The sequence below is a fragment of the Psychrobacter sp. 16-MNA-CIBAN-0192 genome, from assembly GCF_040309565.1.
Classification (GTDB): Bacteria; Pseudomonadota; Gammaproteobacteria; order Pseudomonadales; family Moraxellaceae; genus Psychrobacter.
In genome coordinates this window covers 1-264 of sequence record NZ_JBEOOX010000343.1, presented here as the reverse complement: position 1 = coordinate 264, position 264 = coordinate 1, and the positions used below count along the sequence as shown (strand labels likewise).

Annotated in this window: 1 pseudogene; it reads right to left on the bottom strand. The window is 36.7% G+C overall.

Annotated elements, in window-relative coordinates:
- Nucleotides 1-264, bottom strand: a pseudogene (locus AAEY78_RS13510) (IS5/IS1182 family transposase); the annotation flags it as partial.

Here is a 264-nt window from a genome sequence, read left to right as displayed (position 1 = left end):
ACTATGAGGTGATGCTTGGTATCAACCGCACTTTGTACGTTATAACTCACAACTCTTGTAAAACCTTGAGTTTTCATTAAACGTGAATCAGGATCAGTAGTGGATATTTGCTTATCAGGATGAGCTTCAACTTGTTCTTTAATCTCGTATAGTTTTTTTAACTGGCTGCGAAAGTCAGCTAGTCTCTCTTTTGTGGCTTTAATTTTTGTGACGTTAGCTTGCTCTTTATCGGCTTCATCAAGTAATTCAAGATAACGTTCAATG